We start from the raw sequence: 15,649 nt of genomic DNA, 5'->3' as shown, positions 1-15,649 counted from the left end.
CGTCGCCTGCTCCCCGTACCGCCTGGATGCAACCTCGTCTGCCCGGATGCGGTCCAATCAAGGTCGACCACCGATAGTGGCAACTGCCCTGCATATCCTTTGATCGGATCGCTGTGTTTTCCACATCCAGTGGAAAAGAGCCACTCCGGCAACCCGTCAAATCCACATAAATTGTCTGATAAAAAAGCCTGTTATCCTCTCCACCCGGTCCTTTTTCCACAGCGGCACAGCATCTGCATTTGGCATGGCAGTCTGCCACCCCTAACGCCCAGGAATTGTTTATGGACCGTAGCCGGCCTTGCCAAGCCCTTGCCGTCCTGGCCATCAGCCTTCTCGTTTTGGGTCTGGCCGCAAGCGCGCTGGCTGCAGACACTACTGGCGGCGCAGCCGGGAAGTATGCCGATCCCGTCGCTGCCTGGGACAAGGCTGGGTTACGGCAGGCCCCGCCTACCCCGGTCCAAACCGTCTCGGTGCGCAACTACGGAGCGACTGGCGACGGCAAAACCGACGATACGGCCGCCTTTGAGAGCGCCATGGCCGCCCTGGCCAGACCCGGCGTGCTGTTGATCCCCGCCGGGACCTATCGACTCAGCCGAACCCTGGCCCTGACCAGCGGCCTTGTCCTTCGCGGCGAGGGAGCCAGCCTTTCCAAGCTCGTTTTCAACATGAACGGATCGTCTGATCCGCTCCTTGATTTCACCACGTACAACTCCAGGAGCTGGAGCAAACTGACCCAGGACGCGGCCCTTGGCCAAACGACAATCACCCTGGCTGGCACATCGGGCGTAGCGGTTGGCGACGTGATTGAAATCGAGCAACAAAATGACCCCGCCAAGATGTACACCGACCCGGAATGGAACCAGGACTGGGCGCAAAGCGTGGTGGGCCAGTTCCTGGTTGTCACAGCCGTTTCCGGCAAGGTCTTGACCCTTGATCGTCCTCTGCGCGCCGCCTACGGCACCAGTCTGTCGGCCCGGGCCCGGGTCTACCGCATGGGCACCAACGTCGGCATCGAGGACCTCGGCATCCGCCGGGAAGACCCCGGCAGTGACGGCGGCGATACCATCCACTTCAAATATGCTTTCAACTGCTGGGTGCGCCGGGTCGAGAGCTTTGACACCGTCAGCGCCCATGTCTATGCCGAATCTTCAGCCGCCATCGAAGTCCGGGATTCGACCTTCAAGCGCGCCCACGACTACGGCGACGGCGGTCGGGGCTACGGCGTAAGCCTTGGCCGGCATGTCTCGGACTGCCTGGTGGAAAACAACATCTTCCAAACCCTGCGTCATGCCATGATTGTCAGCCAAGGGGCCAACGGCAACGTCTATGGCTACAATGCCTCCAGCATCACCGTGTGCGAATCCGACGAGTGGACCCCCTGCGACATCTCTGTCCACGGCCATTACCCCTTCCGCAACCTGTTCGAAGGCAATCTCGTCGAAGAAATAGACATCACCGACTATTGGGGTCCGGCCGGTCCAGGCAATGTCCTGCTTCGAAACGTGGTCGCCAAGGAAGGCATCGAGATCCTCGACGCCTCCCACGAACAGGCGATCCTCGGCAACGTCATCCTGTCCGGCGGCCCCCTCACCGTGGCTGCAGGCATCACCGGAACCGTTCTTGCCAGCAACTCGGTCATGGCAGATTCCACCCCCGGCAACGGCTGTACGGTGACCGACGTTCCGGCCAGCCTCTACCGTGCAACACCTCCGGCTTTTTTTACCGCTTGTGCCTGGCCCATGCTGGCTGATGGTCAGCTGATCAATCCAGCCGGTCAACGGGCCACTGGAGTGACCGCCACACCGCCTGTAGCTCCAAAGGTCGAGGCCATGGCGGTCATCATCACCAACCTGCTGCTGCCGCAATAATGCAGCGCCCTCCAACGGCCAGAACCTCCAATACAAACGGGGCCGGACACATTCATGTCCGGCCCCGTTTGTCGTCGTTTGGCAGCTAACCGTCAGACTTAAAACCGCTCGAAATCGTCGTCCTTGTCGTCGAGGTCAATACCGACGCCGCTGCCCGTCTTGGGTTGGGCTGCTGGGCGACGAGCCGGAGCGGGACGACGGGGCGAGGCTGGCAACGCTTTGACCGGCCGATAAACTTGGCGCTTGGTCATCGTCCCATCCACCCGGAAGAAAGCCATGGTGGATTGCAGCTGTTCGGCCTGGCTGGACAGTTCTTCCGAGGTGGAAGCCATCTCCTCAGAAGCCGAGGCGTTTTGCTGCACCACCTGGTCGAGCTGCTGGATGGCCCGGTTGATCTGATCGGCCCCGGAATTCTGCTCCTGGCTGGCGGCAGCGATTTCCTGGACAAGATCGGCCGTGCGCTGGATGTCGGGCACCATTTTGGTCAGCATGGAGCCGGCTTGTTCGGCCACCCGGACGCTGGAGGCCGAGAGATCGGAAATCTCCGAGGCGGCGGAACCGCTGCGCTCGGCCAGCTTGCGCACCTCGGCGGCAACCACGGCAAAGCCTTTGCCGTGTTCCCCGGCCCGGGCAGCCTCAATGGCTGCGTTAAGCGCCAGCAGATTGGTCTGCCTGGCTATTTCCTCGATGATGGAAATCTTCTCGGCAATATTTTTCATGGCGGCCACAGCCGAGATGACGGCCTCACCACCCTCCCGTGCATCCTGGGCGGCCTTGACGGCAATGGACTGCGTCTGCTGGGCGTTTTCGGCGTTCTGCTTGATGTTGGAACTCATCTCCTCCATGGACGAAGAGATTTCCTCGACGCTGGCGGCCTGCTCCGTGGCTCCCTGGGACATGCTCTGGGCCGAGGCGGACAGCTCTTCCGAGCCGGAGGCCACATTTTCCGACGCCGACTGCACTTCGGCCACCACTTCCCGCAACTTGCCCACCATCTCGTTGAGCGAGGCCGCCAGGACGCCCATCTCGTCCTTTTGGTCGATGTCGAGCAGCCGGGTGAAGTCGCCGTCGGCCATGGCCTTGGCAAAACTCACGCCCTTGATGACCGGACCAGTGATGGCCTTGGTCAGCAGGATGGCGATGATGATGCCAAGAAGCAGGGCCACGCCCAGGCCGCCGTACATGATCGAGGCAGACGTGGACAGACTGGTCACCGCGCTGTTGGCGATAGCCTGGGTGGAATCCAAAGCCGCCTTGGCGGTTTCTTCGGCCGCGTCCTGGACGCCGTTGGCCGCGTCCAGACGCTTGGCGGCGAGATCTTGGAGGGCTTTATAATTGTCCAGGAAATCCAAGAGGGCCTGACGGTACTTGGCGGATGCGTCCTTGATGGCCGCCAACTGGCGCAGGTTGGCATCGTCGCGGGTTTTGCCCCGGATGCCCTCAATGGCTTGATCAAACTCAGCGAATGCCTTGATGGCGTCCTCAAGGTGCCGGGGATCGCGGTACAACTGCCCACGATAGTTGTTCACGCGGATGGCCGTGACCGTGGCTATGGCCGCGGTAGCCCCGTCGATCTTATCTGCCCGCTCCTGGAGAGCCGCCGCACCGGCGCTTTGGGCAATCTCCTCATGGATTCTTTTCTGCTGGCTGTCGAGATAGGCTTGGCTGTTCTTGACGATCTCACCCGCAGCGCCATCCAGGGTTTTGCGCACACCGGCGATGGCATCGACACGGGAGGCGGTTTCGGCGATGAGCTTTTCGTATTCTGTGGCCTTGGCCTGAGCTTTGACAACGTCTTCTCGCAGCTTGACCAATTTCGGATATTTTTCCGAATGCGCCTTGGCCTCGGCCAGGGCATGCTTGAGTTCGGTCAGATTGCGCATCCCGGCTTCAAACTGCTTCTTGTCTTCCGTGTACCCGTAGCTGCGCATTTCCAGCATGGTCAGCAAAGCAGCCCGCTCAACGCTGTTGGCAATGGCCACTTCCGGCATGTATTCCCGGACCAATCGCGTCGACTGGTCTTCCACGCCGTTCATATTGATAATGGCCATACCGCCAAGCGCGCAGGCGATGGCGATCAACAGGCCAAAGCCAATGCTGATTTTAACCCCAAGCTTCAAGTTCTTCACTGCCGGCCTCCCCTCGACGTTGTGGTATCCCGCGCGGTGCTCTTTTAGACAAAACACGGGGCAATGGCGCGGTCGTCCTCGGATTGTGTATATCTGGCTTATTTTGGAGTGCCTTGCAATGGGCACAAGCGCCTTTTTCCAGCTAGGCGTGGACCTGCAACAACTTTTCCCGTAGGGACCGGGCCAGGGAAGACATGTACTCATGACGCTTGTTCACGATTTATTTCTGGCCGCCCGCCTGGCTCGACGGGAACTGCGCACCGGCCTTCGGGGATTTGGCGTATTCGTGGCCTGCATGGCCCTGGGCGTGGCCGCCGTGGCCGGGGTCAAAAGCCTGTCCGCCGCCTATTTGGCCGGCGTGGCCGAGGATGCGGCAGCGCTTTTGGGCGGCGACATCGAAGCCACCCTGTCCCTGCGCCCGGCCGCTCCGGACGAACTGGCCGCCCTGACCGCTCTCGGATCAACGTCCCACGTCGTGACCATGCAGGCCATGGCCCGCCGGCAAAATGCCCCGGGGAAACGTGCTCTGACCACCCTGCGGGCCGCCGACGACGCCTTCCCGCTCTATGGGACCATTGCCCTGTCGCCGCCCATGCCCTTGTCCCAGGCCCTGGCCGTCCGCGATGGACTGCCCGGGGCTGTGGCTGCGCCGGAGCTGCTCACCCGTCTGGGAGCCGCTGTCGGCGACGTCATCCTGGTTGCCGACGCCGTTTTTGTGATCCGCGCAACGCTGGTGCGCGAACCAGACGCCTCAGCCGGACTGGCCGCACTGGGGCCGCGCCTGCTCGTGTCCCTGCCCGCCCTGGCCGACTCCGGTCTGCTCACGCCCGGCACCCTGACCCGCCACGCCTACCGGGTGAAACTGCCCCCGGGCGAGGATATTCCGGCCCAGGCCAGGAAACTGCGGGAAGCCTTCCCGACCGCCGGTTGGCGGGTGCGCGACGTGTCCACGGCCCAGCCGGGACTGACCCGCTTCATGGATCGCCTGGCTGCCGTTACCGGGCTGGTGGGACTGGCCTCGCTGCTTCTTGGCGGCATCGGCGTGTCCCAGGCCGTTTCCGGTTATCTGGCCGGCCGCGCAGCCTCCATTGCCACGCTCAAATGCCTTGGCGCGCCGCGCCGGGTGGTCGTGGCCGCCTATCTCCTGGCCGTTAGCGCCCAGGGTTGCCTTGGCATCATCCTCGGTCTGGCCCTGGGCGCGGCCGTGCCGGTCCTGCTCGCCCCCCTGGCCGGCGGCCTTTTGCCGGTGCGCCTGCCGCCCGGCCCCTACCCCGGCGCGTTGGCCCTGGCGGCGGTGTTCGGCGTTTTGACCGTCCTGGCCTTTTCCCTGCCCCATCTGGCCGGGGCCGCCCGCATTTCGCCGTTGCTGCTCTTTCGCGGTTATGCCGAGCCCGAAGCCGGGCAATTGTCCGTTTTGGCCCGGTTGCCCGGTCTGTTGTGCCTGGCGGCTCTGCTGGCCCTGGCTGTGGCTGCCACCCCCAACCACCGGCTGGGCCTCGGTTTCGTGATCGCTGCTGCCGGTGCGACCGTCATTTTCTGGCTGGTGGCCCGGGTGGCGCTGTGGCTCGTGCGTCTGGCTCCGCTGGATCGTCCGGGTCTTTTTTCCCTGGCCCTTCGCGCCGTCGTGCGTCCCGGCAATCAGGTGGGACAGGTGCTGGCCGCCCTGGGGCTTGGCCTCTCCACGCTGTGCGCCATGACCCAGGTGGAAGCCAATTTTCGCCAGGCCTTTGTCAACGACATCCCCCGCACCGCCCCGGACTTTTTTTTCGTGGATATCCAGCCGGACCAGCTCTCGGCCTTTCTAGATACGGCCGGAAGCGTCCCCGGCGTCAGCCGCGTCGAGACTTCGCCCATGGTGCGCGGGCGCATTGTGCGTTTAAACGGGGTGTTGCCAGAAGAAGCGGCAGTGGGAGAAGAAGCGCGCTGGGCCGTAGCCGGCGACCGGGGCCTGACCTATGCCGCGGCCATGCCCGAAGGAACGCAGATCACCGCCGGCCAGTGGTGGCCGCCGGACTATGCCGGGGAACCGCTCGTCTCGGTGGATGAATCCATCGCCAAGGGATTGGGGCTGGGACTTGGGGACACGGTGACCCTCAATGTCCTTGGCCGGGAAGTCACGGCCCGAGTGGCCAGCCTGCGGCGCATCAACTGGCTGACCCTTGGGATCAACTATGTCTTTGTGCTGTCGCCCGGATCGCTTGACGGTGCGCCCGTGACCTATCTGGCCACGGCCTACACCGACAAATCCGCAGGCAACGTTCCCGGCGAAGCGGTTTTTGCCGCTGTCACCGACCGATTCCCCAATGTCACGGCCGTGGGCATCGGCGACGCCTTGACCGATGTCATGGCCGTGGCCGACAAAGTGGCAACGGCTGTGGCCGCCGCTGCCGCCGCCACGTTGGTCACAGGCATGTTGGTGCTCATCCAGACCATGGCCGCCGGGCTGCGCCGACGGGCTTATGAAACCGTTATCTACAAGGTCTGCGGGGCCTCCCGACGGGATATCCTGGCCGTTTTGTCCCTGGAAAACGCCCTGCTCGGCCTATTGGCCGGACTCATGGCCCTGGCCGTGGGCACGGCCATTGCCTGGGGATTTACGACCTTTTTCATGGAATTGCCGTTTGCCGTTTTTCCCGGTCCGGCTGCCGGCATCGTGGGCGTTGCGACCGGGCTGACACTGGTCTTTGGTCTGGCCGGAACCTTCCGGATGCTCTCCCAAAAAACCCTGCCCTATCTGCGAAACGACTAACCCGGCCCGTCAGTTGTCGTTGCCAACGGGGCGGCTGGGCAATTGGGCCCGGCGTTCGCCTTCCAACCGATCATAAACGGCCAACTGCCGGGGACTGAGCGTCGGGCGCACCCGCGCGTCGATGCGCTGCAACACACTGTCGAGTTCCGGACGCATCCGTCCCATGACCTGATCGAACTCCTGATGCGCGTCATTCCAGGCACTGACAAACACCTGGCGCTGCTGGCCGTCGAGATCGAGGCGACGGATATATTCCTCGTCCACCCGTTTGCGCATGGCCTCAAAGCCGGCGGAATCCCTGGCCCGGATCTCCACCAGGGCCCGCTGGCTGGCCCCTATCCAGCCCAGGCCCAGGCCCAGGACAAAAATGATGACCACGGTTCCGGTCCGAAATTGTCCGCTTGCTTCAACCATGATCCTTCTCCAGAAAAGCCTTGAGCTTCCGTCTGGCCCGAAAGGCCCGTACCTTGACATTGACCTGGGACAAGCCCGTTAATTGTGCCACTTCTTCCACGCTTTTGCCTTCAAGCCCAAGCAGCGCCACCAGCAGTCTGTCCTTGGGACCAAGGACCGCCATGGCCGCTTCCAGCCGTCGCTGGGCCTCCCTGGCCTGACCTCGGGCCAACTCTCCCTCGTCTGGCAGCGATTCGTCAAGGCCGCCCACCAGACCGACCTCGGCTTTGCGGCGGCGCAACCAGTCAATACACGTGTTGGCGGCAATGCGGTGGAGCCAGCTGCGAAACATGGCCCAGTCCCGAAGCCCGCCCAAATTCAGATAGGCCTTGACGAAGATTTCCTGAGCCAAATCCTCGACCCCCGCCGGTTCCTGGCAAAATCGGGTGGCCAGGTGGGTCACGCCTGGACGGTGTCGGTCGACCAGGGCGGCAAAGGCCTTTTGATCGCCCTGGGCGGCAGCCCGGGCCAAGGTCGCATCGTCGATGCCGTCAAGACGTATACGGGCACGAACCGGACGCAACGCGCCGTTTCCACCGGGCCTGACACATTCCCCGCTGCGCGTCGTCATGCAAAGCGCCTCCTTAACGCCCCTCCCCAGGCACGTCCTCGTGTCAGGCGCTTTCCCTTCCCAACTGGTTACACCCGATCTCGACAAGATGCGTCCGGAAGGCTATCCCCGACCCGGCGGCCAAGCCTGGCCGTACGCCCCAACCGGAGACCGCCATGCCCCTTTCCGACGACGCCAACATCTATCTGATCGGCCCCCGGGCCTCGGGCAAGACAACGCTCGGCCGCCAATTGGCCCAAAGCCTTGGCCGACCCTTTGTGGACCTCGACGCCCGGTTTGTGGAAACACGCGGGGAAACCATTGCCGAGCTGGTCGCCCGGGAAGGCTGGGATGCCTTTCGGCAGGCCGAAGCAGACATTCTGGCCGATGTGGCCGCGCAACAGGGTCTTGTTGCCGCCACGGGCGGCGGCGTGGTGCTCATGCCGCAAAACCGCGCCCTGCTCTCCAGGGGGGTGGTGCTCTATCTCCAGGCCCACCCGGACCGGCTGGCCGAACGACTCATGGCTGATCTCAACCCCGAGCAACGCCCCAACCTCACGGAACTGGGGCTCAAGGAAGAAATCGTCGCCACCCTGGCCGAGCGCGAACCGCTCTATTTCTCCCTGGCCCATGCCTGCCTGCCCGAACGCCCCATTGAGGAATTGCTCGACTATACCCTGCGCGCCCTCAAGATGTTCTAGACAAACACAACCGGGGGCGTCCGCGCAGTTGGCGCGCACTCCCCCGGACAATGGTTTTGGCCGGCAGCCGCAAGCTACCCCTGTCTCGTCGTTAGAGCCAGTCCAGGCCGATGACGTGCACGGCCAGCGGGCCATGGACGCCGCGCACATAGACGAATTCGATGTCGCCGGTGCTTGAGACGCCGGAGACGCAGTTGACGCCGCTTGGCATGGGCGCTTCCCCGAGCCGTTCGAGCAGGGTCGGCAGATCGGGGAGCAAGCGCGATTTGGCCAAAAGAGCCACATGCAGGCGCGGCACCAGCGGCGTGCCGCGTTCCCGGCCCGGGGCCGCCGCCAGAATCAGGCTGCCGGTGGCGCACAGGGCGTAGGTCACGGCTGTGACGCCCAGATCCACGGCGGCCAGGGACGGGCAAACCCGGTCGGGCAGTTCTTCGGGAGCCAGAACCGCCACGCCGGCCCCGGCCAGGGTCTCGGCCGCGGCCACGGCGTCGAGATCGGGGTGGTCCCAGCGCACGGCCGTCTGGACGCTGTTGGCGGCCACATACGCAGCCAGGGCGGCTTGCGCCTCCTCAGGCGTCCGGGCCAGCTCAAAGGTCGGGCCAAGGGTGGTCAGGACGGCGGCAAAGCTTTCGAAATCGGCGATGCCCCGGCCGGGCCGGCGAGGAATGGTCGGCGCCGAAGGACGGGGCAAACCGGCGGCAGTGGCCGCCCGCAGGCGGCCCAGGATGGCGTTCCGGGCGCGGGTTCTCACGATCGGCCTCCCTGCTTGCGAGACAGGCGGCGGGCGAGGCTCTTAAACCGCCTGGAAAAGGGTCGGGACAATCCGGGAAACGCCCGGCCGCGCAGAAACCGACCAACCGGCGACTCCGGGGCCACGGCCGCGACCTCGGTCAGTTTGGGGTCAAAGGTCCGGCCGAGGGCCGCAGCCCCGCCAAAAAGCAGCGGATGGCGGGCCAGCAGGCTAAAGGCCGTCACGGCCGGATCAGACTCCCCGGCCGAAACCCGTCGCCGCAACTCCTGGAGCAGGGCCGGATGATCGATGCCGGCCGGGCAGGCCTCGGCGCAGGCGGCGCAGTGGGTGCAGGCAAAGGGCTGGCGGGGATCGCCGGGATTGTCTTTTAAAAGCGGCGAAAGCACCGACCCCATTGGACCGGGATAGACCGTGCCGTAGGCGTGGCCGCCAACACTCTGGTAGACCGGGCAGACGTTTAAACAAGCCCCGCAGCGGATGCAGCGTAAAATTGAGCGCAGCACGGGATCGGCCAGAATTTCCGAGCGGCCGTTGTCCACAATGACCAGGTGCATTTCCTTGGGGCCGTCGCGTTCGCCCTCGCGGCGCGCGCCGGTGAAAAAGGACAGGTGTACCGGCAGGGTCTGGCCCGTGGCCGAAGGCGGCAGGATGTCCAGAACGACGGCGGCGTCGGCCAGGGTTTCCACCACTTTTTCCAAGGTCATGACGGCCACGTGGATGGGCGGGCAGGAGGCGGACAGGCGGATGTTGCCCTCGTTTTCCAGCACCGTTACCGTGCCGGTTTCGGCAATGGCGATGTTGCAGCCGGTGATGCCGGCATCGGCGGCCAGGAATTTCTGGCGCAGGCTGTCCCGGGCGATGCGGGTCATCTCCGGGATGTCGGTGCTGGTACGGCCGAACTTTCGGGCGAAAAGCTCGGACACCTGCTCCTTGGACACGTGCAGGGCCGGGGCCAGGATGTGTGATGGACGCTGCCCGGCCAATTGGATGATGTATTCGCCAAGGTCGGTCTCCACGGCCTCGATGCCGGCAGCGGCCAGGGCGTCGTTGAGTCCGATCTCCTCGCTGACCATGGACTTGCCCTTAACCACCAGCCGCACGCCCCGGTCAGCCAGCAATTTGGTGATAAGCGCTGCGGCCGAGTCGGCGGTTTCGGCGAAATGGACATTCCCGCCGGCGGCCGTGACCTTGGCTTCGAGCGCCTCCAGCAGGTCGGGCAGGCGGGCCAGGGTCTTATCACGCACGGCCACGGCCCGAGCTTGCCTCTCGGGGAAATCGGGCATGGCGTTGACCGAACGCTGGCGCAGCACCCGGATGTGGCCGATGGCCTTGTGCAGGATGGCCCGGCTCGGACGATCACCCAGGGCCTTGGCTGAGGCCCGGCCGAAATCATAGGCTGACTTGCTCATGCCATCCCTCCAACCAGCACTTCGGCCAGATGCAGGGGCCGTATGGGCAGTTCGCGCTTGGCCAGGGCCGAGGCGATATTGAGCAGACAGCTCGGTTCGGCGGTGATGACCGCTTCCGCGCCGCTGGCCACGATGTCGTCGATTTTCTCGGTCAAAATGGCCTGACTGACTTCGGGATAGTCCACGCTAAACGCCCCGCCAAAACCGCAGCAGCGCTCGGGACGGGCCAGGGGAACCAGGGTCAGGCCGGCCACCTTGGCCAAAAGCGCCTCGGTCGGCGAACCGGCCCCAAGCACGCGGCTGGTCTGGCAGGAGGCGTGCAAGGCGGCTGTGCCGTCAAAGCGCGCGCCGAGATCGGTGACGCCAAGCTGCTCCACCAGATACTGACCCAATTCAAAAGTCTTGGCCGCAACCTGTCCGGCCCGCGCATGCCAGGGATCGTCCTCAGCAAAAAGGGACGGGTAGCGGCGCACCATGGCCGTGCACGAGCCCGAAGGGCACACGATGGCCGGGGCATCGCCAAAAATTTCCACGAATCGTCTGGCCAACGGCCGCACCAGATCGGCCCGGCCCCGTTTGTAGGCGAACTGGCCGCAGCAGGTCTGGCCCTTGGGCATAACCGGCGTCAGCCCGACCCGGGACAGCACCATGGCCGTGGCCTCGCCCACCTGGGGCAGCACATGCTCGACCAGACAGGGAATGAAGAGAAACGCTTCCACGAAAACCCCTCCTTGTGACGGGGCAGCACCTTACGCTTGTCGCGCATCGGGTCAAGCGCCGGCCGGCTCCCTGCCCCGGCCGCTTTACAGGCGGTGCTGCGGTTTGGTATCAACACGGGTGTACACAAGAAAGGAAACGCCATGAACGAACCCACCACGGCCACCCTGACGTTTGAAGGGAAAACCGTTGAATTGCCCGTCATCCTTGGCGATCACGTCGAAAAAGCCCTGGATGTCCGCAAGCTGCGCAGCCAGACCGGTTGGATCACGCTGGACCCGGGCTATGCCAATACCGCGGCCTGCAAAAGCGCCATCACCCACATTGACGGTGAACGGGGCGTGGTGCTCTATCGCGGCTACGACCTGGAAGAGCTGGCCGAAAAGGCCACCTTCGTGGAAACGGCCATGCTGGTCATGTTCGGCGAGCTGCCGACCCGGGCCGAACGCGAAGAATTCCGCATCATGCTGCGCGACCAGGAACTGCTCCACGAGGATCTGCTGAGCCACCTCGACGGCTTTCCACCCAACGGCCACCCCATGGCCATCCTTTCGGCCATGATCAACGCCATGGGCAGCTATTACCCGGAACTCTACGACATCGGTTCAGCCGAGGACTTCCGGCTGGCTGCGGCCAAGATCATGAGCAAGGTGCGCACCATCGCCGCCTTCTGTTACCGCAAATCCCAGGGATTGCCGCTTAATTACCCCAATCCCAATCTGGATTACTGCCGCAACTTCATGCACATGATGTTTTCGGTCCCGTTTTGGACCTACCAGGCCCCGGACCCGGTGGTCCGGGCGCTGAGTGTCTTTATGCTCTGCCACGCCGATCAGGCCCTTGATACCTCCTGCGCCACCGTGCGCATGGTCGGCTCAAGCCAAGCCAACCTCTTTGCCAGCGTGTCTTCCGGCATAAGCGCCCTGTGGGGCCGCCACCACGGCGGGGCCAGCTCGGCCGCCCTTGGCATGTTCGAGGACGTCGTGGCCGGGCGCACCACGGTCGAGCGCATCATCGAGGCTTCCAAATCCGGGGCCGGCCGGCTGATGGGCTTTGGCCAGCGGGTCTTTCACGTCGAGGACCCCCGGGCCAGGATCATCAAGAACACCTATCAGAATCTGGTCAAAAACGGCTATGCCAAGCGCGACGCCTTCCACGACATCGCCCTGGAAATTGAGGAACGCGCCCTGGCCGACGACTATTTCGCCTCGCGCCAGCTCTATCCAAACACTAATTTCTACGCCAGTTTGCTCTTGCGGGCCATTAATATCCCGCCGCGCATGTACCCGGTCATCACTGCCATGGGCAACATGCCCGGCTGGATTGCCCACTGGCACGAGGAAACCCATTCCCCGGACCAGCGCATCCATCGGCCGCGACAGATCTACATCGGGCGCAAGCGCCATGCCTACACGCCCATGGAGAAGCGCAAGTCCTGATCTCCATGCGGCGGCACCCCACCGACAGACGGCACGCCCCGGTCCGGCAACCCGGCCGGCCGGCACACGGTTGCCGGTTCCCGGTCGCCCCGGCTTCGTCGTCGGCGTGCCCGGGAACCGGTTCCACTCCGGCCGTTCCCAGCCGGACAACGCCCGGCCCGGGGCAACGCCACCCGATCCCATCGTTCCCATCCGGCCACACGAGGTATTCCTTCATGAACCGATACTCCACCCCCCTGTTGGCCCTGTGTTGCACCCTGTTCCTGTCCCTAGCGGCGGTTTCCGCCAGCCGGGCCGCTGACGGCGAACCGCAGGCCGCTTCAGGCCCTGCTCCGGCGGTTGAGTCCAAGACCCCGGACAAAGCCAGCGAGGCTCCGGCCGTTGCGCCGGCAGAAAAAGCAGCGGCAGACGATGCGGCCAAACCAGCGGAGAAGTCCGCTGTCAAGGATCCCGCCAAGCCGGCTGCCAAAGACAGCGACAAGACCCCTGCCAAACCGGCGGACAAGCCGATTGACAAATCGGCTGACAAGCCGGCCGGCAAAGCCGCGCCAGAGAAGGCAGACAAGGCCGAAAAAGTCGAAGCCGAGGCCGAGCAGCCCAAGGACTGGCAGGTGCTCCTGACCATCCACCAGGAGTCGGTGGTGCAGCAGGCGGCCCGGTTCAAGTCCATGGAAGAGCTGCTCCCCAAAAACGTCCGCCGCATTCGCACCGAACTCTCGGCCCTTGAAGGCAAGCTTGACGAACTGGGGCTGATCATCAGCCTCTCCGGCGGCAACCCCTGGGAACTGCGGGCCGTGCTCGGTGATTTTGCCCGCATCCGCCGCGCTGTGGAAACCCTCATCGCGCCTTTCCAGGAAAGCCGCGACGAGCTGGAAAAAATCGCCGTGCGCCTGGATTCCCTCAAGGAGGAATTCGCCAAGCGCCTGGAAGATGAGCCGGAACCGCAGATCGCCGACGCCATCCACTACTACCTGCGCTATCTCAAAGGCGTGCGCACCTCGCTGGCCGGCGTCAAATCCACTCTGGAAAAGGAACTGGCCCCGGCCAAGGATCTGCTCGCCGGGCTGGACAAAGCCGAGGAAGCCCTCCGTCTTAAAATCCCCAAGGCCTGGAAGACCTACTACTTCACCGCCTCAAACGAACTCTTTTCCCTCAAGGCCTGGAACGACCTGGAAACCCGGGTCGGGCACTGGGCCAAGTCCAACACCTCCATGCTGCGTTCGCTCACGCGCGGGGCTGACGCCACCCGGGCTGTAGCCGTCCTGACCAAGGCCGGCGTGGCCCTGGCCATTCTCGTTGGCATCGGCCTGATCGGCACACTGCGCCTGCGCCGCCGCCATCCGCATCTGGCCCAGATCGGGACGCTGCACAGTGTCTGGCTGCTGGCCGGCCTGGGGCTCATTCTCCATTGGGTGGCCGGCGGCGCACCGCTGCTGCTCCAGGAAATCCTCAATATCGTTGGAGAGATATTACTGGCCGCCGGTCTGGCCGTCTTCTCGCGCTACCTAGCCGAGGTATCGGGCGCGGTCGCACCCGGGGCCGGCAATCCCCTGCGCGGCCTGTGGGCCATGTTTTCCCTCGGCCTGCTTCTCCAGATCGCCGACCTCCCGGAACCGGCCCTCTCCGCTGCCTGGATGGCGCTTCTTGTTCTTTTCATCCTCACCGCCGGCCGGTCTCTTCGCCGCTATGTCGGGCCGCTGCGGCTTTTTTGCCGGGCCACTCCGCCGCTTGTTACCGGTCTTGTGCTCATGACGGCCCTTGGCTGGCAGCATCTGTCGGTACTGGTGCTGGCCGGCTGGTTTCTTTTGCTCTCAGCCGTGCAGATCGGGGCCGGACTGTCGCGCATCGTCACCTCCTGGCAGGCCCGGGCCAGCCAGGAAGGAGCCTCGGCGCTCACCCGGGCCATTGTCTCGGGCCTGGGTTTCCCGCTGATCTTCCTGTCGCTGTTTCTGCTGGTCCTGTACTGGTTTTCCACGGAACTGGGCGGCCAGGAACTGTTTATGGAAGCGGTCGGCTTCACCATCACCGTCGGCACCGTGTCGGTCACCCTGGGCCGGCTGGCCCTGATTCTGACCGGCTTCTTCGTCACCCGTTCGGCCCTTTTCGCCGTCCGGTCGTTTATCCGGGACCTGCCCCGGATGCGGCCCGGCATCGATCCCGGGGTGCGCGACGTGTTGGAAACGACTTCATTGTACGTCCTGTGGGGCCTCTACGTCCTCATCTCCCTTTTTCTCCTTGGCTTTTCCTTCACCAGTCTGGCTGTGGTCGCTGGCGGCCTGTCGGTCGGCATTGGCTTTGGCCTGCAAAACATCGTCAACAACTTCGTGGCCGGACTGATCCTGCTTTTTGGCCGTTCCATCCAGGCCGGGGACACCATCCAGATCGACGCTATCTGGGGACAGGTGCGCAAGGTCAACATCCGCAATACCGTCGTGCAGACCTTTGACAATGCGACGCTGTTCGTGCCCAATTCCGATCTGATAAGCGGCAAGCTGGTCAATTGGACCCACCGCGACCCCACGGTGCGCCGGGAAATTGCCGTGGGCGTGGCCTACGGCTCGGATACCGAGCAGGTGCGCCAGATCCTCCTTGATGCAGCCACCAGCCAGCCCCGGGTGCTCAAGACGCCGGAGCCGTCGGTCCAGTTCCAGAATTTCGGGGAAAGCTCCCTGGATTTCAAACTGCTCTTTTGGGTCGACAATGTGGGCGCGGCCGTGTCCGTCACCTCGGACATCCGCTTTGCCATCGACAAGCGTTTTCGCGAACTCGGCATCGACATCCCCTTTCCCCAACGGGAAGTCCGCATCGTGACCGAGCATCCGGGCAGCGGACACGATGCGGCCCAGGCTGCCAGCGCCGGCGGGGCCGATTGAGACGCGGGGG

General features: G+C 64.2%; 11 protein-coding genes. 5 read left to right on the top strand and 6 right to left on the bottom strand.

The features are described 5' to 3' along the window. The first annotated feature begins 281 nt into the window (after positions 1–281). Positions 282–1,868 carry a glycosyl hydrolase family 28-related protein gene (locus NY78_RS14725; protein ID WP_047960212.1) on the top strand — a complete coding sequence of 529 codons (1,587 nt, stop codon included), beginning with the start codon at positions 282–284 and terminating at the stop codon, positions 1,866–1,868. 98 nt (positions 1,869–1,966) lie between these two features. Here NY78_RS14725 and NY78_RS14720 read toward each other — a convergent pair whose 3' ends face one another. Then, complete coding sequence (locus tag NY78_RS14720) at positions 1,967–3,997, bottom strand: HAMP domain-containing methyl-accepting chemotaxis protein (protein ID WP_043637517.1); 2,031 nt, start codon at positions 3,995–3,997, stop codon at positions 1,967–1,969. Between the two features lie 202 nt (positions 3,998–4,199). Between NY78_RS14720 and NY78_RS14715 the strand changes: the two genes are divergently transcribed. After that, a complete protein-coding gene (locus NY78_RS14715) occupies positions 4,200–6,746 on the top strand; it encodes an ABC transporter permease (protein ID WP_043637516.1) in 2,547 nt (848 codons plus the stop codon). A gap of 9 nt (positions 6,747–6,755) precedes the next feature. Here NY78_RS14715 and NY78_RS14710 read toward each other — a convergent pair whose 3' ends face one another. Both NY78_RS14710 and NY78_RS14705 read right to left on the bottom strand, forming a co-directional pair. Then, on the bottom strand, positions 6,756–7,160 hold the full coding sequence (locus NY78_RS14710; protein WP_043637515.1) for a hypothetical protein: 405 nt from the start codon (positions 7,158–7,160) through the stop codon (positions 6,756–6,758). Next, positions 7,153–7,770 (bottom strand): RNA polymerase sigma factor, encoded by a 618-nt coding sequence (locus tag NY78_RS14705; protein WP_053062235.1) that lies wholly within the window; start codon positions 7,768–7,770, stop codon positions 7,153–7,155. Before NY78_RS14705 ends, NY78_RS14710 begins: the two co-directional genes overlap by 8 nt. A 155-nt stretch (positions 7,771–7,925) precedes the next feature. On the opposite strand from NY78_RS14705, the gene NY78_RS14700 reads away from it, so the two are divergent. Continuing rightward, positions 7,926–8,450: a shikimate kinase gene (locus tag NY78_RS14700; protein ID WP_043637513.1), complete on the top strand. Its 525-nt coding sequence runs from the start codon at positions 7,926–7,928 to the stop codon at positions 8,448–8,450. A 91-nt stretch (positions 8,451–8,541) separates the two neighbouring features. Here NY78_RS14700 and NY78_RS14695 read toward each other — a convergent pair whose 3' ends face one another. Genes NY78_RS14695 through NY78_RS14685 form a run of 3 tightly spaced genes read right to left on the bottom strand, consistent with a single transcriptional unit; the run spans position 8,542 to position 11,329 of the window. Beyond that, the gene (locus NY78_RS14695; RefSeq protein WP_043637512.1) at positions 8,542–9,201 is read right to left on the bottom strand and encodes a LutC/YkgG family protein; all 660 of its coding nucleotides are present in this window, start codon (positions 9,199–9,201) and stop codon (positions 8,542–8,544) included. After that, positions 9,198–10,610, bottom strand: a complete 1,413-nt coding sequence (locus NY78_RS14690; protein WP_043637510.1) for a lactate utilization protein B — start codon at positions 10,608–10,610, stop codon at positions 9,198–9,200. The genes NY78_RS14695 and NY78_RS14690 overlap by 4 nt, the downstream gene beginning before the upstream one ends. Next, entirely contained in the window at positions 10,607–11,329 is a 723-nt protein-coding gene (locus NY78_RS14685; protein ID WP_043637508.1) for a (Fe-S)-binding protein, read from the bottom strand. Before NY78_RS14685 ends, NY78_RS14690 begins: the two co-directional genes overlap by 4 nt. A gap of 141 nt (positions 11,330–11,470) precedes the next feature. On the opposite strand from NY78_RS14685, the gene NY78_RS14680 reads away from it, so the two are divergent. Together NY78_RS14680 and NY78_RS14675 are read left to right on the top strand one after the other, a co-directional pair. Beyond that, positions 11,471–12,766 carry a citrate/2-methylcitrate synthase gene (locus tag NY78_RS14680; RefSeq protein ID WP_043637507.1) on the top strand — a complete coding sequence of 432 codons (1,296 nt, stop codon included), beginning with the start codon at positions 11,471–11,473 and terminating at the stop codon, positions 12,764–12,766. A 215-nt stretch (positions 12,767–12,981) separates the two neighbouring features. Beyond that, positions 12,982–15,639, top strand: coding sequence for a mechanosensitive ion channel domain-containing protein (locus NY78_RS14675; RefSeq protein WP_047960211.1), 2,658 nt, complete (start codon positions 12,982–12,984; stop codon positions 15,637–15,639). The last annotated feature ends 10 nt before the right edge of the window (positions 15,640–15,649 follow it).

The organism is Desulfovibrio sp. TomC (assembly GCF_000801335.2).
Taxonomy (GTDB): Bacteria; Desulfobacterota; Desulfovibrionia; order Desulfovibrionales; family Desulfovibrionaceae; genus Solidesulfovibrio.
The sequence above is the reverse complement of the archived record's forward strand: the minus strand, read 5'-3'. Positions and strand labels throughout refer to the sequence as shown.

What these genes read in the sequence shown, in the direction of transcription:
- NY78_RS14715 (WP_043637516.1), top strand. Translation starts at nt 4,200, where the DNA reads ATGACGCTTGTTCACGATTTATTTCTGGCCGCCCGCCTGGCTCGACGG.
- NY78_RS14690 (WP_043637510.1), bottom strand. Translation starts at nt 10,610, where the DNA reads ATGAGCAAGTCAGCCTATGATTTCGGCCGGGCCTCAGCCAAGGCCCTG.
- NY78_RS14675 (WP_047960211.1), top strand. Translation starts at nt 12,982, where the DNA reads ATGAACCGATACTCCACCCCCCTGTTGGCCCTGTGTTGCACCCTGTTC.
- NY78_RS14700 (WP_043637513.1), top strand. Translation starts at nt 7,926, where the DNA reads ATGCCCCTTTCCGACGACGCCAACATCTATCTGATCGGCCCCCGGGCC.
- NY78_RS14710 (WP_043637515.1), bottom strand. Translation starts at nt 7,160, where the DNA reads ATGGTTGAAGCAAGCGGACAATTTCGGACCGGAACCGTGGTCATCATT.
- NY78_RS14705 (WP_053062235.1), bottom strand. Translation starts at nt 7,770, where the DNA reads ATGACGACGCGCAGCGGGGAATGTGTCAGGCCCGGTGGAAACGGCGCG.
- NY78_RS14680 (WP_043637507.1), top strand. Translation starts at nt 11,471, where the DNA reads ATGAACGAACCCACCACGGCCACCCTGACGTTTGAAGGGAAAACCGTT.
- NY78_RS14725 (WP_047960212.1), top strand. Translation starts at nt 282, where the DNA reads ATGGACCGTAGCCGGCCTTGCCAAGCCCTTGCCGTCCTGGCCATCAGC.